The 25,051-nt window shown below is 74.4% G+C and carries 21 protein-coding genes and 1 riboswitch; of the genes, 13 read left to right on the forward strand and 8 right to left on the reverse strand.

The annotated features are described in order from the left end of the window. Window positions 1-2: 2 nt before the first annotated feature. Window positions 3-530: a universal stress protein gene (locus BTM25_RS27035; protein WP_103566118.1), complete on the reverse strand. Its 528-nt coding sequence runs from the start codon at window positions 528-530 to the stop codon at window positions 3-5. A 136-nt stretch (window positions 531-666) separates the two neighbouring features. On the opposite strand from BTM25_RS27035, the gene BTM25_RS27040 reads away from it, so the two are divergent. The 5 genes from BTM25_RS27040 (at window position 667) to BTM25_RS27060 (ending at window position 6,913) form a co-directional block, all read left to right on the forward strand. Continuing rightward, complete coding sequence (locus tag BTM25_RS27040) at window positions 667-1,743, forward strand: sigma-70 family RNA polymerase sigma factor (protein WP_407923416.1); 1,077 nt, start codon at window positions 667-669, stop codon at window positions 1,741-1,743. Between the two features lie 70 nt (window positions 1,744-1,813). Then, window positions 1,814-2,422, forward strand: a complete 609-nt coding sequence (locus tag BTM25_RS27045; RefSeq protein WP_103566123.1) for an acyl-CoA-like ligand-binding transcription factor — start codon at window positions 1,814-1,816, stop codon at window positions 2,420-2,422. A gap of 80 nt (window positions 2,423-2,502) precedes the next feature. Further along, window positions 2,503-4,677, forward strand: coding sequence for an MMPL family transporter (locus BTM25_RS27050; protein ID WP_103566126.1), 2,175 nt, complete (start codon window positions 2,503-2,505; stop codon window positions 4,675-4,677). A 74-nt stretch (window positions 4,678-4,751) separates the two neighbouring features. After that, on the forward strand, window positions 4,752-5,537 hold the full coding sequence (locus tag BTM25_RS27055; RefSeq protein WP_103566128.1) for a phosphatase PAP2 family protein: 786 nt from the start codon (window positions 4,752-4,754) through the stop codon (window positions 5,535-5,537). Window positions 5,538-5,563: 26 nt separating this feature from the next. Further along, a complete protein-coding gene (locus tag BTM25_RS27060; RefSeq protein ID WP_168212259.1) occupies window positions 5,564-6,913 on the forward strand; it encodes an ABC1 kinase family protein in 1,350 nt (449 codons plus the stop codon). Between the two features lie 25 nt (window positions 6,914-6,938). Here BTM25_RS27060 and BTM25_RS27065 read toward each other — a convergent pair whose 3' ends face one another. After that, window positions 6,939-7,778, reverse strand: a complete 840-nt coding sequence (locus BTM25_RS27065; RefSeq protein WP_103566130.1) for a siderophore-interacting protein — start codon at window positions 7,776-7,778, stop codon at window positions 6,939-6,941. 135 nt (window positions 7,779-7,913) lie between these two features. On the opposite strand from BTM25_RS27065, the gene glpK reads away from it, so the two are divergent. The 4 genes from glpK (at window position 7,914) to trxA (ending at window position 12,165) form a co-directional block, all read left to right on the forward strand. Then, a complete protein-coding gene (gene glpK / locus BTM25_RS27070) occupies window positions 7,914-9,431 on the forward strand; it encodes a glycerol kinase GlpK (RefSeq protein WP_103566132.1) in 1,518 nt (505 codons plus the stop codon). Between the two features lie 115 nt (window positions 9,432-9,546). Then, on the forward strand, window positions 9,547-10,692 hold the full coding sequence (locus tag BTM25_RS27075) for an esterase-like activity of phytase family protein (RefSeq protein WP_103566134.1): 1,146 nt from the start codon (window positions 9,547-9,549) through the stop codon (window positions 10,690-10,692). Between the two features lie 34 nt (window positions 10,693-10,726). Next, a complete protein-coding gene (locus tag BTM25_RS27080) occupies window positions 10,727-11,722 on the forward strand; it encodes an aldo/keto reductase (protein WP_103566137.1) in 996 nt (331 codons plus the stop codon). An 86-nt stretch (window positions 11,723-11,808) separates the two neighbouring features. Next, window positions 11,809-12,165: a thioredoxin gene (gene trxA, locus BTM25_RS27085; protein WP_103566139.1), complete on the forward strand. Its 357-nt coding sequence runs from the start codon at window positions 11,809-11,811 to the stop codon at window positions 12,163-12,165. Window positions 12,166-12,178: 13 nt separating this feature from the next. On the opposite strand, the gene BTM25_RS27090 is transcribed toward trxA, so the two are convergent. Together BTM25_RS27090 and BTM25_RS27095 are read right to left on the reverse strand one after the other, a co-directional pair. Then, window positions 12,179-13,552 (reverse strand): NADP-dependent succinic semialdehyde dehydrogenase, encoded by a 1,374-nt coding sequence (locus BTM25_RS27090; protein WP_103566141.1) that lies wholly within the window; start codon window positions 13,550-13,552, stop codon window positions 12,179-12,181. A 53-nt stretch (window positions 13,553-13,605) separates the two neighbouring features. Beyond that, window positions 13,606-14,637, reverse strand: a complete 1,032-nt coding sequence (locus BTM25_RS27095; protein ID WP_103566145.1) for a lactonase family protein — start codon at window positions 14,635-14,637, stop codon at window positions 13,606-13,608. A gap of 129 nt (window positions 14,638-14,766) precedes the next feature. Here BTM25_RS27095 and pgi point away from each other — a divergent pair, with 129 nt between their 5' ends. Then, window positions 14,767-16,428, forward strand: a complete 1,662-nt coding sequence (pgi, locus tag BTM25_RS27100) for a glucose-6-phosphate isomerase (RefSeq protein WP_103566147.1) — start codon at window positions 14,767-14,769, stop codon at window positions 16,426-16,428. 66 nt (window positions 16,429-16,494) lie between these two features. Here the strand turns inward: pgi and BTM25_RS27105 are convergent, their stop codons facing one another. After that, on the reverse strand, window positions 16,495-16,752 hold the full coding sequence (locus BTM25_RS27105) for an EF-hand domain-containing protein (protein ID WP_103566150.1): 258 nt from the start codon (window positions 16,750-16,752) through the stop codon (window positions 16,495-16,497). Window positions 16,753-16,933: 181 nt separating this feature from the next. Next, window positions 16,934-17,917, reverse strand: coding sequence for an AraC family transcriptional regulator (locus tag BTM25_RS27110; protein ID WP_103566152.1), 984 nt, complete (start codon window positions 17,915-17,917; stop codon window positions 16,934-16,936). Window positions 17,918-18,066: 149 nt separating this feature from the next. Between BTM25_RS27110 and BTM25_RS27115 the strand changes: the two genes are divergently transcribed. Then, window positions 18,067-18,558 carry an anthrone oxygenase family protein gene (locus BTM25_RS27115; protein WP_103566154.1) on the forward strand — a complete coding sequence of 164 codons (492 nt, stop codon included), beginning with the start codon at window positions 18,067-18,069 and terminating at the stop codon, window positions 18,556-18,558. A 45-nt stretch (window positions 18,559-18,603) separates the two neighbouring features. On the opposite strand, the gene thiC is transcribed toward BTM25_RS27115, so the two are convergent. Then, window positions 18,604-20,346: a phosphomethylpyrimidine synthase ThiC gene (gene thiC / locus BTM25_RS27120; protein ID WP_103566156.1), complete on the reverse strand. Its 1,743-nt coding sequence runs from the start codon at window positions 20,344-20,346 to the stop codon at window positions 18,604-18,606. After that, a riboswitch (TPP riboswitch) is annotated at window positions 20,339-20,452 on the reverse strand. It overlaps the preceding gene by 8 nt. Window positions 20,453-20,512: 60 nt before the next feature. After that, entirely contained in the window at window positions 20,513-21,496 is a 984-nt protein-coding gene (locus BTM25_RS27125; protein WP_103566158.1) for an adenosine deaminase, read from the reverse strand. A gap of 136 nt (window positions 21,497-21,632) precedes the next feature. On the opposite strand from BTM25_RS27125, the gene BTM25_RS27130 reads away from it, so the two are divergent. Next, window positions 21,633-22,322 carry a CDP-alcohol phosphatidyltransferase family protein gene (locus tag BTM25_RS27130; protein WP_103566159.1) on the forward strand — a complete coding sequence of 230 codons (690 nt, stop codon included), beginning with the start codon at window positions 21,633-21,635 and terminating at the stop codon, window positions 22,320-22,322. After that, complete coding sequence (locus tag BTM25_RS27135) at window positions 22,319-24,811, forward strand: sugar phosphate nucleotidyltransferase (RefSeq protein WP_103566161.1); 2,493 nt, start codon at window positions 22,319-22,321, stop codon at window positions 24,809-24,811. The genes BTM25_RS27130 and BTM25_RS27135 overlap by 4 nt, the downstream gene beginning before the upstream one ends. Window positions 24,812-25,051: the final 240 nt, after the last annotated feature.

Here is a 25,051-nt window from a genome sequence, read left to right on the forward strand (position 1 = left end):
ACTCAGCCCGCGCGCCACCCGAAGCGGAAGCCCCGGCCGCGTCCGGACGGGCGTCCGCCGGCGGCCAGCGACTCCAGCAGCGCGTCCATCGCCGGGGGCCGCACGCACACCAACGTCGCGCGGGCGCGCCGGGCGCAGTGCAGCCGCACCGACGGACGCAGCAGCCGCGACAGCGCCGACCGCTCGCCGCGCCCGACCACGAGCAGGTCGTCCTCCCGGGCGATGCGGACGAGCACCGAACCGGGCTCGCCGATCAGCACGAGCGTCTCGGGCCGGGGGACGTCGGCGGCGACCTCGGCGAGCAGCCGCTCCACGAGGTCGATCCCGGCCGCGTACAGCGCCTCGGTCACGCCGCCGCCGAGCTGCCCGGCCGCCGACACGTGCGGGGGCAGCGGCGCGGCGTGCACGACGAGCAGCGGCAGGCCCCGCAGCCGGGCCTCGCCGATCGCCCAGGCGAGGGCGCAGCGCGCGCCGGCCGAGTCGTCGATCCCCACGACCACGCGCGGTCCGCCCGCGGGCCTCACGATCACCTTTCCTCCCGGGGACGCCGGGCACGGGTGCGTGCGTCGGTTACGGCTTCCAGGGTGCAGGCTCGGCCGTCGCCGCGAAAGGGTTTTACCTTCACCCGCCGATGTTTTACCGCCTTGTGGCGTCGGCCCGATCCATCTGGACCGTTCTGTCGGTGCCGTCGCCTACTCTCGGCCCCAACCTCGACACCGTCCAGCGAAGGCGACCACGATGCCGACCACCGCGCCCGACCGGGAGAGCGAGTTCCAGCGGCTGACCGACGCGCACCGGCGCGAGCTGCTCGCCCACTGCTACCGCATGCTCGGTTCCATCCACGACGCCGAGGACCAGGTGCAGGAGACCTACCTGCGCGCCTGGCGGGCCTACGACGGGTTCGAGGGACGGTCCTCGCCGCGCTCCTGGCTCTACACGATCGCGACGAACGTCTGCCTGACCGCGCTGGAGCAGCGCGGACGCCGCCCGCTGCCGAGCGGGATCGGCGCCCCGGCCGACCCCGAGCGCCCGGTCGTCGCGGCGCCCGAGGTCCCGTGGCTGGAGCCCGCGCCGGACGCGGTGCTCGCCGCCGGGCCGGGCGCCGCCGATCCGGCCGCCGTCGCGCAGTCCCACGAGGCCAGCCGGCTCGCGTTCGTCGCCGCGCTCCAGCACCTGGCGCCCCGGCAGCGCGCCGTGCTGCTGCTGCGCGACGTGCTGCGCTGGAAGGCCGCCGAGGTCGCCGCCCTGCTGGAGACGACGACCGCGTCGGTCAACAGCGCGCTGCAGCGGGCGCGGGCGCGGCTGGCCGAGGTCGGGCCCGACCCCGACGCGCTCGCCGAGCCGGGCGACCCGCGCACCCGCGCCCTGCTGGACCGCTACACCCGGGCGTTCGAGGCCGCCGACGTCGGCGCGCTGGTCGAGCTGTTCCGGCGGGACGCGCTGTGGGAGATGCCCCCGTTCCCCGAGTGGTTCCGGGGCGCCGAGGCCATCGCGCGGCTCATCGCGGTGCAGTGCGACCCCGAGCCGGGGGAGCTGCGGCTGGTGCCGACCGCCGCCAACGGGCAGCCCGCCTACGGGATGTACCGGCGCGGCCCGGACGGCGTCCACCGGCCGTTCCAGCTCCAGGTGCTGACGATCTCCGGCGGCGTGGTCGCCCACGTCGCGGCGTTCTTCGACACCGGCCTCTTCGCGGTCTTCGGCCTGCCCGAGACGTGGACGGAGGACGCCGCCCCCGCCCGGTGAGACACACGTCACCGATCTGGCAGTGGCTGAAATTTTGCATCTTGCGCAAGTTCGTTCTACGGTGAGGATCATGACCGTGGACGGAGGACTGCGCGAGCGCAAGAAGGCGGCGACGCGCGCCGCGCTCGGCCGCGCCGCCGTCCGGCTCGCGACCGAGCGCGGCGCCGAGCGCGTCACGGTCGAGGCGATCGCCGCCGCGGCCGGCGTCTCGCCCCGCACGTTCCACAACTACTTCCCGGGCCGCGACGAGGCGATCGTCGCGCCGCTCCTGGACGCGGCGCACCGCCTGGTCGCCGAACTGCGGGCGCGCCCGGCCGCCGAGCCGGTGGGCGAGGCGCTGCGGGCGGCCGTCCGCGCCGCGCTGCTCCCCGGCGGCGAGCCCGAGCCGTCGCGCGACCTGCTGCGGATCGTCCGGGACGAGCCGGGACTCGTCGGCCGCCACCTGTGCGGCCTGCTGGACACCCAGCGCGCCATCGCCGCGATCATCGGCGCCCGGACCGGCACCGACCCGTCCGCCGACCTCTACCCGAACCTGGTCGCGGGCGTCGCCGCCGCCGCGCTGCGCACGTCCGCCGACCTGTGGCTGGACGCGCCCGACCGCGACCTCGGCGCGCTCGTCGACGAGGCGTTCGCGCTCCTGCGGACCGGGCTGCCCGCCCCGCACTCGCCCGGCCCCTGACCGTCCCCGCCCCACCGCCCGATCCTCGTGACCTCCCGGGACGCCCGACCGCGTCCCGGCGACGATGGGACCCCCTTCTCTTGGCCACCTTCCTGTACCGGCTCGGCCGGTTCTCGTTCCTCCGCCGGCGGCTCGTCGCCCTCGTCTGGGTGGCGCTCGCCGTCCTGTGCGGAGTGGGCGCCGCGACTTTGCACGGCCAGACCTCCGACGACTTCTCCGTCCCCGGCACCGAGTCGCAGCGCGCGATCGACCTGCTCAAGGACAAGATGCCGCAGGCCAACGCCGACGGCGCGACCGCGAGCATGGTGTTCGCGGCCCGGCCGGGGCAGAGCCTGACGGCCGGCCCGGCCCGGGACGCCGTGGAGCGCGCGGTCGCCGCGCTGCGCACGAGCCCGCAGGTCGCGTCCGTCGCCGACCCCTACACCGCGAAGGCGGTGGCGCCCGACGGCCGGACGGCGCACGCCGAGGTCGCCTACAAGGTCGTCCCGATCGACGTGACCGACCAGGCCCGGGACGCGCTGACCGCCGTCGCGGCGCAGGCCCGCGCCGCCGGGCTGACGGTCGAGACGCGCGGCACCGCCACCCAGGCGACGCCCGAGCAGAGCGCCACCGAGGTCATCGGCGTGGCCGTCGCCGCCGTCGTCCTGTTCATCACCTTCGGGTCGCTGATCGCGGCCGGGCTGCCGCTGCTGAACGCGATCCTCGGCGTGGCCATCGCGATGTCGCTGATCACGGCCGCCAGCGGGTTCCTCGACATGAGCTCGTTCACCTCCACGCTCGCGCTGATGCTCGGCCTCGCCGTCGCCATCGACTACTCGCTGTTCATCGTGTCCCGCTACCGGCACGAGATCGCCGAGGGCCGCGAACCCGCCGAGGCCGCCGGACGCGCCGTCGGGACGGCCGGGTCCGCCGTCGTGTTCGCGGGCCTCACCGTCGTCATCGCGCTCGCCGGGCTGTCGGTCGTCGGGCTCCCCGTCCTCACCCAGATGGGCCTGGCGGCGGCCGTCGCGGTCGTCGTCGCCGTCCTCATCGCGCTCAGCCTGCTGCCCGCCCTGCTCGGGTTCGGCGGCCGGCGCGTCGCCCGCGCGGGCTCGCGGCTCGCGCGCGGCGGCCCCCGGCCCGGCCGCGCCCCGGCGGGCGAGCGGTGGGCGCGGTTCGTGCTGCGCCGCCCGCTGCCGGTGCTGCTGCTCGCCGTCCTCGGGCTCGGCGTCCTCGCGCTCCCGACGCTGGACCTGCGGCTCGGGCTGCCCGGGGACGAGGTCGCCGCGCCGTCCACCACCCAGCGCAAGGCCTACGACATGCTGAGCGACGGGTTCGGGCCCGGCTCCAACGGGCCGCTGCTCGTCCTCGTGGAGGGGACGGGCGCCAAGGCGAGCGCGGAGCGGTTCGCGGGCGAGCTGCGGACGCTCGCGGACGTCAAGGTCGTCTCGCGGCCCGCCACCAACACGGCGCAGGACACCGCGCTGCTCACCGTCGTGCCCCGCAGCGGGCCGAGCGAGGACGGCACCGAGAAGCTCGTCGGCGCCATCCGGGACCGGGCCGCCGCGTCCGGGACGAACGCGATGGTCACCGGGCAGACGGCCATGAACATCGACATCTCGGCCAAGATGTCGGGCGCGCTCGTCCCCTACCTCGCGGTCGTCGTCGGGCTGGCGTTCCTGCTGCTCCTGCTGGTGTTCCGGTCGGTCATGGTGCCGCTGAAGGCGACCGCCGGGTTCCTGCTCACCGTGCTCGCCACGTTCGGCGCCGTCGTCGCGGTGTTCCAGTGGGGCTGGCTCGACGGGCTCCTCGGCATCGAGACGACCGGCCCGATCATGAGCCTCATGCCGATCTTCATGATCGGCGTGGTGTTCGGGCTCGCGATGGACTACCAGGTCTTCCTCGTCACCCGGATGCGCGAGGAGTACGTCCACGGCGCGTCGCCGCACGAGGCGGTCGCCGTAGGGTTCCGGCACGGCGCCCGCGTCGTCACCGCCGCCGCCATCATCATGATCGCCGTCTTCGCCGGGTTCCTCGCCTCGGACGAGACGATGATCAAGCTGATGGGCTTCGCGCTGTCGGCGGGCGTGCTGTTCGACGCGTTCGTCGTCCGGATGACGATCGTCCCGGCCGCGATGGCCCTCGCCGGGCGCTCCGCCTGGTGGCTGCCGCGCTGGCTGGACCGTCTCCTGCCCAACGTGGACGTCGAGGGCGAGCGGCTGCGGCACCGGCTCGCCGCCGAGCCCGGCCGCGAGCGGGCCGCCGTCGGCACCTGACGGTCCCCGGGCCGTCCCCTCTCCCGCCGGGACGGCCCCCGGGACCCGCACCCCACCCCCCGAAGGACCGCCTCATGACCGTCGCACCACCGCCCCGAACCCCCGCGCCCGCCGCCGCGCGCCACCGCGTCCGCGGCGGCGTCCGGCCCCATCCGGTGTGGGAGCTGCTGCTCATCGCCGTGCTGTACGCGGTGTACCGGATCGGGCGCGTGCTCGCGTCCGGGCACGTCGGCGAGGCGATGCGCAACGCCCACCGGGTCTGGGACCTGGAGCGGACGGTGCGCCTGCCGGGCGAGGAGCGCGTCCAGGCGCTGTTCCTGCACAGCGAGTCGGTCATCCACGTCGTGAACTGCTACTACGCCTACGTCCACTTCCCGGCGATCGTGGTGTTCATGCTCTGGATGTACCTGCGGCGGCCCGCCTACTACCGGTGGGTCCGCTGGGTGCTCATCGGGCTCACCGGGCTGGCGCTCGTCCTGCACCTGAGCATGCCGCTCGCCCCGCCCCGGATGCTCGGCATCGACGGGCTCATCGACACCGGGCAGCGGTACGGCCCGGCCGTGTACGGGGCGCCGCAGGCCCACAGCATCGCCAACCAGTACGCCGCGATGCCGTCCCTGCACATCGGCTGGGCCATCGTCATCGCGATCGGCCTCATCGTGTCCGCCCGGACGCGCTGGCGCTGGCTGTGGGTCCTGCACCCGGTCGCGACGGTCCTCGTCGTCGTCGGCACCGCCAACCACTACTGGCTGGACGGCATCGTCGTCTCGGTCCTGCTCGCCGCCGTGCTGGTCGCGCTGCGGCCGTCCTTCCGCCGTGCGAGGGAGGCGGACGCGCCCGCCATCGGCGAGTATGGGTAGCACCACCCGAAGGTAAGGACGGTCTCATGAGCGACATGCCCCGCCGTGCGGTCACCCGGACCGCCAAGCTCGCCACGCTGCCGCTCGGGTTCGCCGGGCGGACCGCCGTCGGCCTCGGCAAGCGGACGGTGGGCCGTCCCGCCGAGGCCGTCGCCGCCGAGATGCAGCGCCGCACCGCCGAGCAGCTCTTCACCGTCCTCGGGGAGCTGAAGGGCGGGGCGATGAAGGTCGGCCAGCTCCTGTCGATCTTCGAGGCGGGGCTGCCGGAGGAGGTCGCCGAGCCGTTCCGCGCGAGCCTCACCAAGCTCCAGGAGGCCGCGCCGCCGCTGCCCGCCGCGACCACCCACCGCGTCCTCGCCGAAGGGCTCGGGCCGGGCTGGCGGAACCTGTTCGAGCGGTTCGACGACCGTCCGGCCGCCGCCGCGTCGATCGGGCAGGTCCACCGGGCCGTCTGGCACGACGGCCGCGAGGTCGCCGTCAAGGTGCAGTACCCCGGCGCCGACGAGGCGCTGATGAACGACTTCAAGCAGCTCGCCCGGCTCAGCCGGTTCGCCGCGCCGCTGTTCCCCGGCGTCGAGATGAAGCCGGTGATCGCCGACCTGCGGCGGCGGCTGGAGAAGGAACTCGACTACGTGGACGAGGCGCGCGCGCAGAAGGCGTTCCGCGCCGCGTACGCGGGGGACCCGGACGTGCTCGTGCCCGCCGTCGTCGCGCAGGCCGGGAACGTCCTGGTCACCGAGTGGATCGAGGGCACGCCGCTCGCCCGCGTGATCGCCGACGGCACGCAGGAGGAGCGCGACCGCGCCGGGCTGCTGCTGTTCCGCTTCCTGCTGTCGGGTCCGGCGCGCTGCGAGCGCATCCACATCGACCCGCATCCGGGCAACTTCCGGCTCATGCCCGACGGGCGGCTCGGCGTCCTGGACTTCGGCGGCGCCGCCCGCGTCCCGGCCCGCCTCCAGCGGTCGATCGGGCGGCTGCTGCGCATCGGGACGCTCGGCGACCCCGAGGCGATGGCGGACGCGCTGCGCGCCGAGGGGTTCCTGGACGCCGCGGCCGACGTGGACGTCGAGCGCGTCGCCGAACTCGTCGCGCCGCACGTCGAGCCGTTCACGACCGACACCTTCCGCTACACCCGCGCGTGGATGCGGGCGCAGGCCGCGCGGGGCCTCGGCATGGCCGGCGACCTGCGTCCCGGCGGGCTCGCGCGGCACCTGCGGCTGCCGCCGGAGTACCTGGCGGTGAGCCGCGCCCTCGCCGCGTGCGGCGGCGTGCTGTGCCAGCTGGAGGCCGAGGGCGCGTTCCGGGCCGAGGCGCTGCGCTGGCTGCCCGGCTTCGCCGACGACGACGCCGACGAGCCGGACGCGGCCGGGGCCTGACCGCCCCGCCCGCCGTGCCGCGCGGTCAGCCGAGCGCGCGGGCCTCCTCCTCCTCGACCTGCCGGTTCCACTCGCGCTTGGACGACTGCCAGCCGTCCTCGTCCCGGCCGGTCCGCCAGTAGCCCGAGATGGACAGCCGGTCCAGGGGGATCCCGCGCTCGACGCGCAGGTACCGCCGCAGGTCCCGGACGAACCCGGCCTCGCCGTGGACGAACGCGTGGACCGTCCCGGCCGGGAACTCAAGCGCCCGCACGGCCGCGACCAGGGCCTCGCCCACCGGCCGCCCGGAGCGCTCCAGCCAGGTCAGCTCGGCGCCGCCGGGAACCTTGATGTCCTGGCGCTCCGCCGCGTCCGCCACCTCGACGAACGCCCGGACGGGCACGCCGTCGCCGATCCGCTCCAGCGCCGCCGCGATGGCGGGCAGGGCGCTCTCGTCGCCCGCGAGCAGGTGCCAGTCCGCGTCCGGGTCGGGGGCGTAGGCGCCGCCGGGGCCGAGGAACAGGATCTCGTCGCCGGGCCGCGCCGCCTTCGCCCACGGCCCGGCCAGGCCGGTGTCGCCGTGGTACACGAAGTCGAGGGTCAGCTCGCCCGCGTCCCGGTCGTAGGACCGGACGGTGTACGTCCGCGTCACGGGCCACTGGTCGCGCGGGTACTCCGCGCGGACGGCGGCGATGTCGAACGGCTCGGGATACCGCACGCCGGGCTGGGGGAACAGGAGCTTGACGTAGTGGTCGGTGTACTCGCCCGCGCCGAAGTCCGCGAGCCCGGGGCCGCCGAGGACGACCCGGATCATGTGGGGGGTGAGCTGGCGCGTCCGCAGCACCGTGGCGGTGCTCACGGACGGGCCCTTGCGCTCCGTCGCCATGGGTCCTCCGATGCAGAGATGTTGTTAGGTAAGCCTAACTCTCCCTGTGGGGTGAGTCGGGGTGCTCGCCCGGATCGTCCCCCGCCGGGATAGGTTCTCCCGGAACCCGCCGCCGGGAAGGAGCCCGCCCCCCTCATGGCCGACTTCGTGGGAGCACTCGACCAGGGTACGACGAGCACCCGTTTCATGATCTTCGACCGGGGCGGCGCGGAGGTCGCCCGCCACCAGCTCGAACACCAGCAGATCCTGCCCCGCGACGGATGGGTCGAACACGATCCGGCCGAGATCCGCGACCGGGCCGGCGACGTCGTCGCGGGGGCGCTGGAGCGCGCGGGCCTCACCGCCGCCGATCTGGACTCGGTCGGCATCGCCAACCAGCGCGAGACCACGATCGTCTGGGACCGCCGCACCGGACGGCCCTTCGGCAACGCGCTCGTCTGGCAGGACACCCGCACCCGCCGCATCGTGTCCGCGCTGGAGCGCGACGGGCGCGGCGACGTCGTCCGGCGCCGCGCCGGGCTCCCGCCCGCGACCTACTTCGCCGCCGGAAAGCTCCAGTGGATCCTGGAGAACGCCGACGGCGCCCGCGCCGCCGCCGAGCGCGGCGACGCGCTGTTCGGGACGGTCGACTCCTGGCTGCTGTGGACCCTCACCGGCGGCCCGGACGGCGGCGTCCATGTCACCGATGCCACCAACGCCAGCCGCACGATGCTGATGGACCTGGAGACGCTCGACTGGGACGACGAGCTGCTCTCCTTCTTCGGCGTGCCCCGCGCGATGCTCCCGCGGATCCGCCCGTCGTCGTCCGCCGAGCCCTACGGCACGACCCGGCCAGGCGGCCCGTTCGGCGGGGAGGTGCCGCTCACCGCCGCGCTCGGCGACCAGCAGGCCGCGATGGTCGGCCAGGTCTGCTTCGCGCCCGGGGAGGCCAAGAACACCTACGGCACCGGCAACTTCCTGCTGCTGAACACCGGCACCGAGCCCGTCCGGTCCGAGGCGGGGATGGTGACGACCGTCTGCTACCGGTTCGGCGACGAGCCCCCGGTGTACGCGCTGGAGGGGTCCATCGCCGTCACCGGCTCGGCCGTGCAGTGGCTGCGCGACCAGCTCGGCGTCATCGACGACGCCGCGCAGAGCGAGGCGCTGGCCGCGACGGTCCCCGACAGCGGCGGCGCCTACTTCGTCCCCGCGTTCTCCGGGCTGTTCGCGCCGTACTGGCGCAGCGACGCGCGGGGCGCGGTCGTCGGGCTGTCGCGGTTCCACACCTCCGCGCACCTGGCCCGCGCGACGCTGGAGGCGATCTGCTACCAGTCCCGCGACGTCGTGGAGGCGATGCGCGCGGACTCGGGCGTGGCGCTGGACGTCCTCAAGGTCGACGGCGGCGTCACCGCCAACGCGCTGTGCATGCAGACGCAGGCGGACGTGCTCGGCGTCCCGGTGTCGCGCCCGGTCGTCGCCGAGACCACCGCGCTCGGCGCCGCCTACGCCGCCGGGCTCGCGACCGGGTTCTGGCGCGGCACCGACGAGCTGCGCCGCAACTGGGCCGAGGACCGGCGCTGGGAGCCGTCCTGGGACGACGACCGCCGCGCGCGGGGCTACGCGGGCTGGCGCAAAGCGGTCGAACGCACCCTGGACTGGGTCGAGGACGACTGACGAAACGCCGGGTCTCCGACCGAGGCGCCAGAAACCGCTTGTACTACGCGTGAGTACGTGATGACCTTCCGTAGCGATCCGGGGTTGCCCGGACGGACTGAATCGGAGGGTCGACATGAGGCGAGGGACGACGGCGGCGGCCGTGGCGGTCGCGGTGTCCGCCGCGGGGCTGGCCGCGGTGGCGCCGCGGGCCGAGGCGGCGCAGGCGCCAAGGATCACGCGGTTCCTCGGCGAGCGGCGGCTGCCGCACCTGGCGAAGTTCCGCAACACGACGGTCGGGGGGTTCTCCGGCGTCGACCGCGACCCGCGCACCGGCACCTGGTACCTGGTCTCCGACGACCGCTGGCGCTACGAGCCCGCGCGGTTCTACACCGCGACGTTCCCCATCGACCGGCGGACGGGCCGGCTCGGCGCGGTGACCCTCACGGGCGTCCACACGTTCGCCAAGCCCGAGGGCGGCCCGTACCCCGGGTACGGCAAGCCGCGCTCGGTGGACCCCGAGTCGATCCGGTTCGACCCGGTGACGCGGCGGCTGGTGTGGGGCAACGAGGGCGACCGTCCGGACGCGACGCACGACGTCCCGCTCGCGCCCGCGTCCGTGCAGTTCGCGGACGTGCACGGACGCTACGCCGGAGCGCTGACGCTGCCCGCGAACGCGCGGCTCACGGCGGCCGAGCAGGGGCCGCGCCGCAACGCCGGGTTCGAGGGCGTGGCCGTCACCAGGCACACCATCAGCGCGATGCTGGAAGGCCCCCGCTACGAGGACGGCGCGCCGCCGTCGCCCGAGCACGGCGCGTCCGCCCGGCTCACCGTCTGGGACCGCTCGGGCCGCGTCCGCGGGCAGTACGCCTACCCGATCGACCGGCTGCCCGCGCGTCCCGTCCCGGCCGACGGCCAGAGCGACAGCGGCGTGTCGGAGATCCTGCCGATCGACGGGCACCGCTACCTGGCGCTGGAGCGGTCGTGGATCGAGGGCGTCGGCTACCGGACGAAGCTGTACGCGTTCGACGTGCGGGGCGCGTCCAACGTCCTCGCGCGGACCTCGCTGCGCGACCGCGCGCCGTACCGCCCGGTGAGCAAGCGGCTCGTCGCGGACCTGACGAACGTCAGCAGGCCCGCGCAGAACCTGGAGTCGCTGGCGTGGGGGCCGCGGCTGGCGACCGGCGAGTGCACGCTGATCGCCGGGTCCGACGACAACTTCGACAAGGGCGAGGTCACCCAGTTCCTCGGGTTCGCCCTGCGCGGAGCCTGCCCCGCTTGACCTGGAGCGCGCTCCAGGTGATCGACTGGCCCCCATGAAGTACACACGACTGGGACGCACGGGGCTGAAGGTCAGCCGGCTCGTGCTCGGCACCATGAACTTCGGCCCCGTGACCCACGAGGCGGACAGCCACAAGATCATGGACGCGGCGCTCGACGCGGGCGTGAACTTCTTCGACACCGCCAACGTGTACGGCTGGGGGGAGAACAAGGGCCGCACCGAGGAGATCATCGGGACCTGGTTCGCGCAGGGCGGCGGACGGCGCGACAAGACCGTCCTCGCGACCAAGGTCTACGGCGACATGGGCGACGACAAGTCGCCGTGGCCGAACGACGGACGGCTGTCGGCGCTGCACATCCGCCGGGCCGCCGAGGCGTCGCTGAAGCGGCTCGGCACCGACCGCATCGACCTGTACCAGTTCCACCACATCGACCGCACGACGCCGTGGGACGAGATCTGGCAGGCGATCGACGTCCTCGTCCAGCAGGGCAAGGTGCTGTACGCCGGATCGTCCAACTTCCCCGGCTGGGGCATCGCGCGGGCCAACGAGACCGCCGCGCGGCGCGGGTCGCTCGGCCTGGTCAGCGAGCAGTGCCTCTACAACCTGGCCGAGCGGCGCGCGGAGATGGAGGTGATCCCGGCCGCGCAAGAGTACGGGCTCGGCGTCATCCCGTGGTCGCCGCTGCACGGCGGCGTCCTCGGCGGCGTGCTGCGCAAGCGGGCCGAGGGCGCGGCGGGCCGGTCGGCGTCCGGCCGGGCCGTGGACGCCCTGGACGACCCGGCGACGCTCGACCGCGTCGAGCGGTACGAGGCGCTGTGCGCCGACCACGGGCACGACCCCGGCGAGGTCGGGCTGGCGTGGCTGCTGTCGCGCCCGGGTGTGACCGGGCCGATCGTCGGGCCGCGCACGATCGGGCAGTTCGAGTCGGGCCTGCGCGCGGTGGACCTGGAGCTGTCCCCGGAGTTCCTCGCCGCGCTGGACGAGATCTTCCCCGGCCCCGGCCCCGCGCCGGAGGCGTTCGCCTGGTGACCCCGGCCGGGCGGGACGGCCGCGGAATGCCGTCCCGCCCGGCCCGGTTGAACACGGTGAGCGTCCACCGACGAGAGGAGGCCGTGATGGCCACCGTGGAGCTGACCCGGGACACCTTCGACGCGACCCTGGACGACGGCATGGTCCTCGTCGACTTCTGGGCGTCCTGGTGCGGGCCGTGCCGGGCGTTCGCGCCGGTGTACGACCGCGTCTCCGACAAGCACCCGGACGTGACGTTCGCCAAGGTCGACACCGAGGCCGAGCCGGAGCTGTCGGCCGCGTTCGAGATCAGCTCGATCCCGACGCTGCTGATCGTCCGCGACAAGGTCGTCCTGTACGCCGAGCCGGGCGCGCTGCCCGAGCAGGCCCTCGAAGACCTCATCGAGCAGGCCAAGGCCCTCGACATGGACGAGGTCCGCAAGAAGATCGCCGAGCAGGGCTGAGCGGCGCGGGGGCTCAGCCGATCCAGACGGTCTTGGCGTTGCAGAACGCGTGGATCCCCGGATCGGACAGCTCCCGCCCGTACCCGGACCGCTTCACGCCGCCGAACGGCAGCTCGGGGTAGGACGTCGTCATCCCGTTGACGAACACCTGGCCCGCCTCCAGCTCCCGGACGAACCGGTCGCGTTCGGCGGCGTCCCCGGTCCACACGTTCGAGCCGAGGCCGAATCCGGTGGCGTTGGCGAGGTCGATGGCGGCGTCGGCGTCCGCGACGCGGAACAGCGATGCGACGGGCGCGAACACCTCTTCGTGGAACATCCGCATGTCGGGCGTCACGTCCGCGACGACGGTCGGCGGGTAGTACCAGCCGGGCCCGTCCGGGCGCGTCCCGCCGCACAGCACGGTCGCGCCCCGCTCGACGGCGTCGGCGACCAGGGCCTCCACGCCCGCGCGGGCCTTCTCGTCCACCAGCGGGCCGACGTCGGTCTCCGGGTCGCGCGGGTCGCCGACGCGCTGCGCCGACATCTCCGCGACGAACGCCTCCTGGAACTCGTCCGCGACGTCCTCGGCGACGATGAACCGCTTCGCCGAGATGCAGCTCTGCCCGTTGTTGAGGCAGCGGGACACGGCGGCGACCCCGGCGGCGCGCTCGACGTCCGCCGACGGCATGACGATGAACGGGTCGCTGCCGCCGAGTTCCAGCACGGCCGGCTTGACCTCGTCGGCGGCGGCGCTCGCGACGGCCCGGCCCGCGCGCTCGCTGCCGGTCAGCGTCGCGGCGCGCACGCGCGGGTCACGGACGATCCGGTCCACGGCCGACGACTCCACCAGCAGCGTCTGGAACACGCCCTCGGGGAACCCGGCGCGCAGGAACAGGTCCTCCAGGAACAGCGCCGTCTGCGGGACGTTCGACGCGTGCTTGAGCAGCCCGACGTTCCCCGCCATCAGCGACGGCGCCGCGAACCGGATCACCTGCCAGAGCGGGAAGTTCCACGGCATGACGGCCAGCACGGGCCCGAGCGGCTCGTACCGGACGAACGCGCGCCGCGCCCCCACGGCGGGCGCGTCGGCCTCCCGGTCGGCGAGGAACCCCTCGGCGTGCGCGGCGTAGTACCGCAGCGCCGCCGCGCACTTGTGCGCCTCGGCGCGGGCGGCCTTGAGCGTCTTGCCCATCTCCGTCGTCATGATCGCGGCGATGTGGTCGGCCCGCGCGTCCAGCAGTTCGGCGGCGGCGTTCATCCAGCGCTCCCGGTCGGCGAACGACGTCCGCCGGTAGGCGCGGAACGCCGTCGCGGCGCGGTCCAGCGCCCGGTCGATCTCCTGCTCCGACATCGCGTCGAAGGTCTTCTCCACGTGCCCGGTGGCCGGGTCGGCGGTGGCGATGGCCATGATCGCGTTCCCCCTGTCCGTTGTGCGAACGGGGAGGCCCTGCCCGGGGCGGGCTAGGAGAAACCCGGCGCGCCGACGAGGCAGACGGGCGTCGGGACGGCCGCCGCCGTGCCCTTGGGGACCGGGACGCCGTCCGCGCCGAGCCGGAACGTCGTCACCCCGCCGCCGCGCTCGTTGGCGACGTGCACCCACGGGTCGTCGACATGGAGGTCGCGGGGCCAGGAGCCGCCCGTCGGCACGTCGGCCACGGGCGCGAGGACGGCGCCGCCGTCGGCGACCCGGTGCGCGGTGAGGACGTCGGGGCCGCGCGTCGTCGTGTAGGCGAACGTCCCGTCGGCGCCGAGCGCGATGCCCGACCCGAGCGCGTCCGCGCCCGGGTCGGCGGCGGTGGCGGGCGACTCGGCCGTGACCGCGAGGTCGGCGTAGGACGCGCGGGGCGTCAGCACGAGCAGCCGGGGCTCCAGCTCGCAGATCACGTACACGAACCCGGCCGGGTGGACGGCCAGGTGGCGCGGCCCGTACCCGGCGGGCACCCGCGCCTCGCCCACCGGCAGCAGCCGGCCGCCGTCGGCGCGGAACGCGCGGAGCACGTCGGCGCCGAGGTCGGCCGCGAGGACGGTCCCGTCGGGCGCCCACGCGACGGAGTGCGGATGCGCGCCGTCCTGCCGGTCGGTCTTCGGGCCGGAACCCGAGCAGACCGCGATGTCGGGGTCCCCGGCGAACGTGCCGTCGGGCGCCAGCGGGATCGCCGCGACGGCCCCGCCGGCGTAGCAGGCCGCGAGCAGCGTGCGCCCGTCCGGCGCCACGGCCAGATGGCACGGCTCGGCGGGCAGCTCGCGGGTCCCCGCCAGCAGCAGCCCGTCGGTCTCCTCGACATAGACCGACACCGCGCCCGGATCGTTCTCGCCGACCGCGTACAGCACCGTGTGGCGCGGATGGACGGCCAGCCACGACGGGTTCTGCGCGCCCGCCGTCAGCACGGGGTCCTCCAGCGTGCCGTCGCCACGGCGACGCAGCAGGTAGACGCCGTCCCCGTCGCCCTGGTCCCCGGTGTAGCAGCCCGCCCACAGCCATTCGGCGTCCATGCGCGTCCCCCCTCGCCCCTACGTCCCCGGCCGCGCCGCGCGGAAACCCCGCCGCGCGGCCCGCGAATATGATCACCTGGGGTGGGCAGGACGGTGGTCCCGTCCGGTAGGGCGAGAGAAGAGGGGACGATGGCTGACATCACCGGCTCGGCGGAATGGTCCGCCCTGGCCGCGCACCACGACGAGATCGCCGGCACGAGCCTGCGGGAGCTGTTCGCCGCCGATCCGGGCCGGGCCGAAGCCATGACGATCACCGCGGGCGACCTCGCGCTCGACTGCTCCAAGCACCGCGCCACCGCCGAGACCCTGCGGCTGCTGACCCTGCTGGCCGACCGCGCCGGGCTGCGCGACCGCATCGAGGCGATGTTCAGCGGCGCGCACGTCAACGTCAGCGAGGACCGCGCCGTCCTGCACACCGCGCTGCGCCTCCCGCCCGGGTCGGCGCTGACGGTGGACGGCCAGGACGTGGCGGGCGACGTCCACGCCGTCCTGGACCGGATGGCCGTGTTCAGCGAACGCGTCCGGTCGGGGGAGTGGCGCGGCCACACCGGCGAGACGATCACGACGGTCGTCAACATCGGCATCGGCGGCTCCGACCTCGGCCCCGCGATGGCCTACGAGGCGCTGCGCGACTACGCCGACCTGCCCGGACGGCCCGGCGAGCGCATCGCGGCCCGGTTCGTCTCCAACGTGGACCCGGCCGACATCACCGGCGTCCTCGCCGAGGCCGACCCGGCGCGGACGCTGTTCGTCGTCAGCTCCAAGACGTTCGGGACGCTGGAGACCCTCACCAACGCCCGCGTCGCCCGCGACTGGCTCGTCGGACGCCTCGGCGACGAGAAGGCCGTCGCGCGGCACTTCGTCGCCGTGTCCACCAACGCCGACCGCGTCGCCGACTTCGGCATCGACACCGGCAACATGTTCGGCTTCTGGGACTGGGTCGGCGGACGCTACTCCTTCGACGGCGCCATCGGCCTCTCCCTGATGATCGCCATCGGCGGCGAGCGGTTCCGGGAGATGCTCGCCGGGTTCCACACGATCGACGAGCACTTCCGCACCGCGCCGTTCGAGGTCAACGCGCCGGTCGTGCTGGGCCTGCTCGGCGTCTGGTACAACGACTTCTTCGGCGCCGAGACCCGCGCCGTCCTGCCCTACAGCCAGCGCCTCGCGCGGTTCCCCGCCTACCTCCAGCAGCTCACGATGGAATCCAACGGCAAGTCCGTCCGCGCGGACGGCACGCCCGTCGCGGCGGCCACCGGGGAGATCTTCTGGGGCGAGCCGGGCACCAACGGCCAGCACGCCTTCTACCAGCTCCTGCACCAGGGGACCCGGCTCGTCCCGGCCGACTTCATCGGGTTCGCCGAGCCGTTCGAGGACGCGGCGGCCGGCGGCCCCGGCATGCACGACCTGCTCACCGCGAACCTGCTGGCCCAGACGTCCGCGCTGGCGTTCGGGAAGACCGCCGCCGAGATCGCCGCCGAGGGGACGCCCGCCGCGATCGTCCCGCACAAGGTCATGCCGGGGAACCGGCCGTCCACCACGATCCTCGCCCCGAAGCTGACGCCCGCGACCCTCGGGCAGCTCGTCGCGCTGTACGAGCACGTCGTGTTCGTGGAGGGCGTGATCTGGGGGATCGACTCCTTCGACCAGTGGGGCGTCGAACTCGGCAAGGTCATGGCCAACGACCTCGTGCCCGCGCTGACGTCCGACGCGCCCCCGGCGGAACTGCCCGACCCGTCCACGGCCGCGCTCGTCCGCCGCTACCGCGCGCTGCGCGGACGCGCCGTCTGAAACGCCCCCGCGACTGCGGGAACGCGCGAACCGGGCCGGCGGCGCGGGCCGGCCCGGCGGCGGTGGTCAGCCGTGCGCGGCGGCCGCGCCCTGCGTCGTCCAGCCCTGCGTGCGCAGCAGTTCGCCGAACTCTGCAAAGGAGATGAAACCGTCACGGTCGAAGTCGGCCAGCTCGAACCGGTGTTGCACCTGGGCCTTGTTCCAGGACAGTCCCAGCAAGTCCAGGACCAGGGAGAACTCCATCAGATCGAGCTTTTCGTCACCGCCGAGGTCCGCGCGCGAGAACACGGCGAGAAGGTCGTCCTCGGTCGGCTTGGTGGTCATATCGCTCCTTGGCATGGGTCCGAATGTGCCCCGCATCATGTCATGACGATCGGGAACTCATGAAGCGAAACGCCGAACTCGCCGCACCGGTTCCCGGTGCACCCATTCCGGCCGGTGAGAATTGCGTGACGCGCACGAAACCGGCGCGGGTCGCGGAGATAAAGCCCCAATTCCGCCGCCGTTAATCGGGGACGGAACCCGTCCGGTACTCCTGCGGGCTGACGCCGTGCGCGCGTTTGAACGCGGTGCTCAGCGCGAACGGCGTCCCGTAGCCCACGCGCCGCGCCACCGCCTCCAGCGTCGCGTCGGTCTCGCGCAGCAGGTCCGCCGCCTGCGCGAGCCGCAGCCCCGTCAGGTACGCCATCGGCGGCTCGCCGACGAGCCCGGCGAACCGGCGGGCGAACGCGGCGCGCGAGGCACCGGCCCGCGCCGCCAGTTCGGCGACCGTCCAGGGCCGGGACGGGTCGGCGTGCAGCAGCCGCAGCGCCGGGCCGACCACCGGGTCGCCGTGCGCCCGGTACCAGCCGGGGGGCGCGGCGCCGGGCCGGGCGAACCAGGCGCGCAGCACCGCGATGAGGACGACGTCCAGCAGCCGGTCCAGGACGACGTCCTGGCCCGGTTCGTCCCGGCGGATCTCGGCGTCAAGCAGCGCGGCGAGCGGCGCCGCGAACGCGCCCGCGGCGTCGCCGGGCAGGACGAGCAGCGGCGGCAGCGCGGCGAGCAGCCGCCCGGTGACCGCGCCGCGCAGCCCGTAGGTGCCGATGAGCAGCACGGTCGAGCCGTCCGGGTCGTTGCCCCAGGCGCGGAACCCGAACGTCATCCGCTCGGTGAGGGACTCGCCGTCCGGCGTCGTGCAGCGCTGCCCCGGGTGGATGACCGCCTGGACGGGCGTCGCCGGGTCGCCGCCGACGGTGTAGGCGTCGGGGCCGCGCGCGATCGCGACGTCCCCGGGCCGCAGCCGCAGCGCCGCGCCGTCGGAGCCGGTCAGCCACGCCTCGCCGTGCGTCAGCGCCATCAGCGTGAGCGGCGCGCGGTCGCGGACGAGCACCGACCACGGCGGCGTGAACGTCGCCCGCAGCAGGAACGCTCCACGGGCGCGCGGGCCGTCGAGGAGGTCGGCGAGCGCGTCGGTGCCCGGCTCGTCCACGGTGGCCGTCGCGTCCATGGGCCTCACGGTAGCCGTGGACGCTCGCGTATGCCCACGCGCGTCCCGGCGATGGGACTTTCCGCGTCCGGGCGGTGGACTGGAGGAACACGGCGGGCGTTCGGGCCCGTCCGACGTTCCGGCCCGACGGCCGGGGGAAGGGGACCGCCATGCGCACGGCACTCGCCGCGCTCCCCGGCGCCCTGGCGCTGCTCATGTCCGCCGCGATGGCGGGGACGTTCTTCGGATTCTCGGTCGGCGTCATGCCGGGCCTGGGCGCGTCCCCGGGCGCGGCGGCGATCACCGCGATGCAGGGGATCAACCAGCGCATCCAGAACCCGCTGTTCCTCGCCGCGTTCATGCTGGCGCCGGTCGCCGCCGCCGCGGCCGGGGCCGTCCTGTGGTCGATGGACCGCAAGACGGCCGCGCTGCTGTTCTTCGCGTCGGCGGCCGTCTACGTGGCCGGAGTGTTCCTGCCGACGGTCGCCGTCAACGTGCCGATGAACGACGCGCTGGCCCGGCTGCACGCCCCGGTCGCCGACGCCGCCCGCGAATGGGACCGCTACTCCGGCCGCTGGACGGCCTGGAACCACGTCCGCACGCTGTTCGGCGGCGCGGCGACCGCGCTGGCCGCCGCCGCGTTCTGGGCCTGGAACCGCTGACCGGGCACCGGGGGGCCGGGCGCGACGCCCGGCCCCCCCCCGGATTCACGCCTCGGCGACGGGCAGGTGCAGCCGCCCGCCCGCCGACCGGAACTCGGCCGCCTTCTCCTTCATCCCCTCGGCCAGGGCCGCCTCGGGGTCGAGCCCGCGCTCGTCGGCGAACCGCCGCACGTCGCGGGTGATCTTCATGGAGCAGAAGTGCGGCCCGCACATCGAGCAGAAGTGCGCGGACTTCGCCGCCGGGGCGGGCAGCGTCGCGTCGTGGAAGGCCCGCGCGGTGTCGGGGTCCAGCGACAGGTCGAACTGGTCCTCCCACCGGAAGTCGAACCGCGCCCGCGACAGCGCGTCGTCCCACGCCTGCGCGCCCGGGTGGCCCTTGGCGACGTCGGCGGCGTGCGCGGCGATCTTGTAGGCGATCACGCCCGCCTTCACGTCGTCGCGGTCGGGCAGCCCGAGGTGCTCCTTCGGCGTGACGTAGCAGAGCATCGCGGTGCCGTACCAGCCGATCATCGCGGCGCCGATCGCCGAGGTGATGTGGTCGTAGCCCGGCGCGATGTCGGTGGTCAGCGGGCCGAGCGTGTAGAACGGCGCGTCCGCGCACCACTCCCGCTGGAGGTCGACGTTCTCCTTGATCTTGTTCATCGGGACGTGCCCGGGACCCTCGTTCATCACCTGCGTGTCGTACTCGGCCGCGATCGCCGTCAGCTCGCCCTGCGTGCGCAGCTCGGCGAACTGCGCCTCGTCGTTGGCGTCGGCGATCGACCCCGGCCGCAGCCCGTCCCCGAGCGACCAGGTGATGTCGTACGCCGCGAAGATCTCGCACAGCTCGCGGAAGTGCGTGTAGAGGAAGTTCTCCTCATGGTGCGCCAGGCACCACGCCGCCATGATCGACCCGCCGCGCGAGACGATCCCGGTCGTCCGGCGCGCCGTCAGCGGGACGTGCGCGAGCAGCACCGCCGCGTGGATCGTCATGTAGTCCACGCCCTGCTCGGCCTGCTCGACGACCGTGTCGCGGAACAGCTCCCAGGTCAGCGCCGCCGGGTCGCCGCCCGCCTTCTCCAGCGCCTGGTAGAGCGGGACGGTCCCGATCGGGACCGGCGAGTTGCGCAGGATCCACTCCCGCGTCGTGTGGATGTCGCGGCCGGTGGACAGGTCCATCACCGTGTCGGCGCCCCACCGCGTCGCCCACGTCATCTTGGCGACCTCGTCCTCGACCGACGACGCGACCGCCGACGTCCCGATGTTGGCGTTCACCTTCACCAGGAAGTTCCGGCCGATGATCATCGGCTCGATCTCCGGATGGTTGACGTTGGCGGGAAGCACCGCGCGCCCGGCCGCCAGTTCGTCCCGGACGAACTCCGGCTCGACGCCCTCGCGCAGCGCCACGTACTCCATCTCCGGCGTCACGATCCCGCGCCGGGCGTAGGCGCGCTGCGTGACCGCGCCGCCCGCCGCCCGGCGCGGCCGGCGGGCCGGGAACGCCGTCGCGTCCGCGTCCCGCCCGGGACGGCGCCCGTCGTCCTCCGGCCGGACCGTCCGGCCCGTGTACTCCTCGGTGTCCCCGCGTTCCTCGATCCACTCCGCCCGCAGCGGCGGGAGGCCCCGCCGCGGATCCGCCTCGAACGACGGATCGGTGTACGGCCCGGACGTGTCGTACAGCACCACCGCGCTGCCGTCGCTCAACGGCACCTCCCGCATCGGCACCCGCAGGTCGGGACGGGACCCCTGCAGATACGTCTTGCGGGCGGGCGGCTTGGCGGACGTGTTTGACTCGTTGTCGTTCGTCACGACCCGATCTCTCCCTACGCCGGCATTACCCGGTCAGGTTCGAGCGGTCAGCGGCCGTCTCAGCCGCTATCTCAGCCCGGTTCGCCGGGCCCCCGCGATCTGTCGCCCACGACCGTAACCGCAGCGCCCCCGGTTGCCGCAACCGGCCCGTCCGGGTTATGGGCGGTCAGCCGAAGCGGTGCGCGGCGACGGCCCGCAGATGCGCCGCCCGCTCGTCCTCGGGCAGGAACGCCGCGCGGAACGAGTTGGCCGCGAGCAGGCGCGACGTCTCGTCGTCCAGCCCGAGCGCCGCGTAGTTGTCCTCGATGTATCCGCCGAAATAAGACGGGTCGTCGGAGTTCACGGTGACGAGCAGACCCGCGTCCAGCATCCGGGGCAGTGGGTGCGCCGCCAGGTCCGGGACGCAGCGCAGCCGGACGTTCGACAGCGGGCACACCGTCAGCGGCACCCGCTCGCGCACCAGCCGCGCCACCAGCTCCGGGTCCTCCAGCGACCGGATGCCGTGGTCGACGCGCTCGGCGCCGAGGACGTCCAGGACCTCCCGCACGTACGCCGGCGGCCCCTCCTCGCCCGCGTGCGCGACGCGGCGCAGCCCCGCATCCCGCGCCCGCCCGAACACCTCGGCGAACGGCGCGGGCGGGTTGCCGACCTCGGCGGAGTCCAGCCCGACGCCGGTGACGAGCGTCCCGAACCACGGCCGCGCCGCCTCGAACACCTCCAGCGCCTCGGCGGCGGGACGGTCCCGCAGGAAGCACATGATGAGCCGCGTCGTGATCCCGTGCCGCGCGGGCGCCGCCGCCAGCGCCGCGCCGAGCCCGTCCAGCACCGTGGCCAACGCCACACCGCGCGCCAGGTGCGCCTGCGGGTCGAAGAAGATCTCCGCGTGCCGGACGCCCTGCGCCGCCGCCCGCGCCAGGTACGCGTCGGCCAGCTCGGTGAAGTCCCGTTCGGTGCGCAGCACCGCCATGAGCGCGTAGTAGAGGTCCAGGAACGACGCCAGGTCGGTGAAGGAGTACGCGGCGCGCAGCGCGTCCGCCGACGCGAACGGCAGCTCCACGCCGTTGCGCGCCGCGCAGGCCAGCGCCGCCTCCGGCTCCAGCGTCCCCTCGATGTGCAGGTGCAGCTCCGCCTTCGGGACGGGGACGGTCACGGCGGCCTCCGCAGGGACGCGACGACGATGTATCGGTCCAGGTCATGCTAGGGCCGCGACGCCCCTGGGACGCCCGCCGAACCGCCCGGTAGGGTCGGGCTCGTCGGGGACAGGGGACGGATCGGAGCGCGGCCTGGTGGGCACGGACGACGGCGGCAACGACGGCGCGGCGCGCGATCGCGGACGAGTACCGTCCCCCGCGGAGAACAGGGTCCTGACCGTCCCGAACCTGCTGAGCTTCGCCCGGCTGCTCGGCGTCCCGCTGTTCCTCTGGCTCGTCCTGGCCGAACGCGACGGCTGGGCGCTCGGCGTCCTCGTCTTGGCGGGCCTGTCGGACTGGCTCGACGGCCGCCTCGCGCGGGCGCTGAACCAGACCAGCAGGCTCGGGACCCTGCTCGACCCCGCCGCCGACCGGCTCTACATCCTCGCGACGCTCGTCGGGCTGACCGTCCGCGACGTCGTCCCGCTGTGGCTGGTGGTCGCGCTCGTCGCGCGGGAGGTCGCGATCGTCCCGATCGCGCCGATCCTGCGGCGGCTCGGCTACCAGGGCGCGCTGCCCGTCCACTTCGTCGGGAAGGCGGGCACGATGTGCCTGCTGTACGCCTTCCCGCTGCTGCTGCTCGGTGACCACCACGGCGCCGCCGCGACCGCCGCGAAGGTCGCGGGCTGGGCGTTCGCCGGCTGGGGCACCGGGCTGTACTGGTGGGCGGCCCTGCTGTACTGGGAGCAGACGCGGCGCCTCGTGCGCGACGCCCGCGCCGGCTCCCCACCCGAGCCGGGCACCGCGCCCGGCGGCGACCCGAAGGGAGCCCCGAACCCCCGATGAAGGCCGTCGTGATGGCGGGCGGAGAGGGGACGCGGCTGCGTCCCATGACCGCCAACCAGCCCAAGCCCCTGCTGCCCCTCCTCAACCGTCCGATCATGGAGCACGTGCTGCGGCTGCTGAAGCGGCACGGCTTCGACGAGACCGTCGTCACCGTCCAGTTCCTCGCCTCGCTGATCCGCGACTACTTCGGCGACGGCTCCGAACTCGGCATGACGCTCAGCTACGCGACCGAGGAGGTCCCGCTCGGCACCGCCGGGAGCGTCAAGAACGCCGAGGCCGCGCTGCGCGACGACCGGTTCGTCGTCATCTCCGGGGACGCGCTCACCGACCTCGACCTCACCGACATGGTCCGCTTCCACCGGGAGAACGGCGCGCTCGTCACGATCGGCCTCAAGCGCGTCCCGAACCCGCTGGAGTTCGGCATCGTCATCGCCGACGAGCGGGGGCGCATCCAGCGGTTCCTGGAGAAGCCCACGTGGGGCCAGGTGTTCTCCGACACCGTCAACACCGGCATCTACGTCATGGAGCCCGAGGTCCTCGACCACGTCGCGACCGGACGGCCCGTGGACTGGTCCGGCGACGTCTTCCCCCGCCTCCTCGCCGAGGGCGCGCCGCTGTTCGGGTACGTCGCCGACTGCTACTGGGAGGACGTCGGCACCCACGAGAGCTACCTCAAGGCCCAGGCCGACCTGCTGTCCGGCCTCGTCGACGCCCGCATCGACGGGTTCGAGACCTCCCCGGGCGTCTGGATCGGGGAGGGCGCCGAGATCGACCCCGGCGCGGTGCTGCGCGGCCCGCTGTTCATCGGCGACTACGTCCAGGTGGAGAAGGGCGCCGAGCTGCGCAAGTTCACCGTGCTCGGCAACAACGTCGTCGTCCGCGAGGGCGCGCAGCTCCACCGCGCCGTCCTCGGCGACAACGTCTTCGTCGGGCCGTTCGCCGACCTGCGCGGCTGCGCGGTCGGCAAGCGCACCGACCTCATGGCGGGCGCCCGCGTCGGCGAGGGCGCGATCATCGGGGACGAGTGCACGATCGAGCCCGAGGCCGTCGTGCACGGCGGCGTGAAGATCTACCCGTTCAAGACGATCGAGGCCGGCGCCGTCGTCAACACCAGCGTCATCTGGGAGTCGCGCGGGCGGCGCACGCTGTTCGGGCCGCGCGGCGTGTCCGGGCTCGTCAACGTCGACATCACGCCCGAACTGGCCGTCCGGCTCGCCGGCGCCTACGCCACGACGCTCAGCAAGGGCTCGACCGTCGTCACCGGACGGGACGCCTCCCGCGCCGCCCGCACCCTCAAGCGCGCCGTGATCAGCGCGCTCACCGCCGGGACGGTCAACGTCCAGGACCTGGAGGCGTGCACCCTGCCCGCCGCCCGGTTCCGCGCCGCGCGCGAGGAGTGCGCGGGCGGCGTCTACGTCCGCACCACCCCCGGCGACTCCCAGAGCGTCGACATCATGTTCTTCGACCCGTCCGGCGCCGACCTGTCCCAGGCCGCCCAGCGCAAGCTGGAGCGGGTCTTCGGCCGCCAGGAGTACCGGCGGGCGTTCCCCGGCGAGATCGCCGAGCTGACCTACCCCGCCCGCTCCGCCGAGGCCTACACCCGCGACCTGCTGGACCGCGTCGACACCGGCGGCGTCCGCGAGGCCGAGCTGAAGATCATCCTGGACTGCGCGGGCGGGACGGCCTCGCTCGTCCTGCCGAGCCTGCTCGGCCGCGTCGGCGTGGAGTTCCTCACGCGCGGCAACGCCCTGGACGAGATCACCCCCACCGAGACCGCCGAGCAGCGCGCCGCGGGGCTGGCCCGGCTCGGCGAGCTGGTCGCGTCGTCGCGGGCGGCGTTCGGCGTCCGGTTCGACACCGTCGGCGAGCGGATCTCGCTGGTGGACGAGAACGGCGCCGTCATCCCCGACGACCGGGCGCTGCTCGTCCTGCTCGACCTCGTCGCCGCCGAGCGGCGCGGCGGCCGGGTCGCGCTGCCCGTCACCACCACCCGCGTCGCCGCCGACGTCTGCGCCGCGCACGGCGTCGAGGTGATCTGGACCACCACCGCCCAGCCCGACCTCACCCGCGCCGCCGCCGCCCCGGACGTGATCTTCGCCGGGGACGGGCGCGGCGGCTTCGTCGTCCCCGAGTTCGGCTCGTCGGTGGACGGCCTCGCCGCGTTCCTGCGCCTCGTCGGGCTGGTCGCGCGCGCCGGCCGGCCGCTGTCGCGCATCGAGGGCGCCATCCCCGCCGCGCACCTGCTGCGCCGGTCGGTGCCGACGCCGTGGGCGGCCAAGGGGGGCGTCATGCGGCGCGTCGTGGAGGCGGCGGGCGACGCGGTGATCGACACCACCGACGGCGTCCGCGTGGTCGACGGCGACCGCTGGACGCTCGTCCTGCCCGACCCGGCCGAGCCCGTCACCCACCTGTGGGCCGAGGCGCCCGACGCCGCCGCCGCCCGGGACCTGGTCGACACCTGGGCCGCCGTCGTGGAGGGGGCCGTGTAGCGCGGGAAACGCCCGGCCGGTTCCGGACCGTGACCACCGTCACCCCGGTGATCGTCCGGCGCGCGAACCGGTGCGCGGGCGCGATACGGTCGGACGACGAGGGACGGACACGAAGGCCGCGACGTGCGGGAACGGCCCGTCCGCCCGGCCGCCGCCGCAGCGGCGGGGGGCCGGGTCCGCGCGGCGGCGTGGACCGCGATCATCGCGGACGGTAGCGTTGGACGGTCGGCGCTCCCGTCC

The organism is Actinomadura rubteroloni, from assembly GCF_002911665.1.
In the GTDB taxonomy this organism is placed as follows: Bacteria; Actinomycetota; Actinomycetes; order Streptosporangiales; family Streptosporangiaceae; genus Spirillospora; species Spirillospora rubteroloni.

Bases quoted from the DNA above. Each gene is read 5' to 3' on its own strand.
- BTM25_RS27045 (WP_103566123.1), top strand. From the start codon at position 1,814: ATGACCGTGGACGGAGGACTGCGCGAGCGCAAGAAGGCGGCGACGCGC.
- BTM25_RS27055 (WP_103566128.1), top strand. From the start codon at position 4,752: ATGACCGTCGCACCACCGCCCCGAACCCCCGCGCCCGCCGCCGCGCGC.
- BTM25_RS27060 (WP_168212259.1), top strand. From the start codon at position 5,564: ATGAGCGACATGCCCCGCCGTGCGGTCACCCGGACCGCCAAGCTCGCC.
- BTM25_RS27065 (WP_103566130.1), bottom strand. From the start codon at position 7,778: ATGGCGACGGAGCGCAAGGGCCCGTCCGTGAGCACCGCCACGGTGCTG.
- glpK (WP_103566132.1), top strand. From the start codon at position 7,914: ATGGCCGACTTCGTGGGAGCACTCGACCAGGGTACGACGAGCACCCGT.
- BTM25_RS27075 (WP_103566134.1), top strand. From the start codon at position 9,547: ATGAGGCGAGGGACGACGGCGGCGGCCGTGGCGGTCGCGGTGTCCGCC.
- BTM25_RS27080 (WP_103566137.1), top strand. From the start codon at position 10,727: ATGAAGTACACACGACTGGGACGCACGGGGCTGAAGGTCAGCCGGCTC.
- trxA (WP_103566139.1), top strand. From the start codon at position 11,809: ATGGCCACCGTGGAGCTGACCCGGGACACCTTCGACGCGACCCTGGAC.
- BTM25_RS27090 (WP_103566141.1), bottom strand. From the start codon at position 13,552: ATGGCCATCGCCACCGCCGACCCGGCCACCGGGCACGTGGAGAAGACC.
- BTM25_RS27095 (WP_103566145.1), bottom strand. From the start codon at position 14,637: ATGGACGCCGAATGGCTGTGGGCGGGCTGCTACACCGGGGACCAGGGC.
- pgi (WP_103566147.1), top strand. From the start codon at position 14,767: ATGGCTGACATCACCGGCTCGGCGGAATGGTCCGCCCTGGCCGCGCAC.
- BTM25_RS27105 (WP_103566150.1), bottom strand. From the start codon at position 16,752: ATGACCACCAAGCCGACCGAGGACGACCTTCTCGCCGTGTTCTCGCGC.
- BTM25_RS27110 (WP_103566152.1), bottom strand. From the start codon at position 17,917: ATGGACGCGACGGCCACCGTGGACGAGCCGGGCACCGACGCGCTCGCC.
- BTM25_RS27115 (WP_103566154.1), top strand. From the start codon at position 18,067: ATGCGCACGGCACTCGCCGCGCTCCCCGGCGCCCTGGCGCTGCTCATG.
- BTM25_RS27135 (WP_103566161.1), top strand. From the start codon at position 22,319: ATGAAGGCCGTCGTGATGGCGGGCGGAGAGGGGACGCGGCTGCGTCCC.